This window comes from Halomonas citrativorans (assembly GCF_900163645.1).
Lineage (GTDB): Bacteria > Pseudomonadota > Gammaproteobacteria > Pseudomonadales > Halomonadaceae > Vreelandella > Vreelandella citrativorans.
Map to the genome: position 1 here is coordinate 1 of NZ_FUKM01000040.1, position 1,155 is coordinate 1,155.

General features: G+C 52.5%; 1 protein-coding gene and 1 pseudogene. Both read right to left on the reverse strand.

Features of this window, described 5'->3' with window-relative positions; all coding sequences use genetic code 11:
* On the reverse strand, positions 1 to 709 hold a 709-nt coding region (locus CZ787_RS09595), incomplete at its 3' end, for a cache domain-containing protein (RefSeq protein WP_176372205.1).
* Positions 710 to 916: 207 nt separating this feature from the next.
* Positions 917 to 1,155: pseudogene (locus CZ787_RS09600) on the reverse strand (hypothetical protein); the annotation flags it as partial.

Genomic DNA, 1,155 nt, shown 5'->3' on the forward strand with positions numbered 1-1,155 from the left:
GCTGGGTACTACGGGTAAGGTCGCCATCCGCAATATAACGCACCACCGTTGCCGCATAACGCGGGTCTCCGCCCAGGCGGCGAGAAACATCGCGAATTACCCAGCCCATCAGCAGAGTGGCCGGCAAGCCGATGATTAACAGCATGATGATGGAATGCAGCAAGTTGGCGATGAATGCTTCGTTAATATCATCCACATAAACGCCGGTTGCCAGTGACCACTTCCATTCAGGCAGGTAGGCCACATAGCTGATTTTAGGTAGATGCTCGTCACCATTGGCACGGCGGGCGTAGTACTCAACGTGGCCGCCTCCCGCTTGCGCTGTGCGAAGCAATTCGGGATATAGCAGCATGCCGCCGGCATCTTCATAGTGGCTCATATCATCGCCAGGTGTTCGGCTAGGGTGGGAGATGACAATTAAATCGTCATTGAAAGAGAAGATATATTCGCCAGCGCCAAAGCGCACGCTGGACATATTATCGATAGCGCGTTGTTGCGCTTCTTCAAGACTCAGTTCGCCAGTGGCGACCCTTTCTTGTAACACTTCAATCTGGTTATGCACGCTTTCGACGATGTACTGAATGCTGTCACGGCGTTCGCTTTCGATCGTTTGGCGGTTCTCCCAGGCAAGCCAGCCCACCAGCAGCAGCATGGTGATCCAAATAATGCCCAGCGTTCCCCAGAGTTTTTGTGTTGTTGTTATTTGCATTAATATTTTCCTATCACAGCTAAGTAAGTAACGAATACATCCTATACCTATATCGGCCTAACGCTCTGTTACTTAAGGCGAACTACATAAAACTCGTTAGAAGGGCGTTGAAAATTCGCTATAAGCGCGCTGAAAAGGCGGCGGCATACAATCAAAAACGCCCCCGTGGCCAAAGCCAAGAGGGCGCTTTTCTGCTGCTAGCCTGGTTTAAAAATCGCTATCGTCGTGTGTGGAGCGTGATGGGAGAGGGGTTAAGGTCGACTGGCGATCCACTCGGAAGTGAGACACACGCTCGCGCAGTTGGGTGCTAAGCTGCGCAAGCATCTGGGTCGCGTGATTGCTCTCTTGCACCAGCCCGGCATTTTGTTGGGTCATCTGGTCCATCTGGGTCACGGCCAGGTTGACCTGTTCAATGCCGCTGCTCTGTTCACTGGTGGCTGCGGATA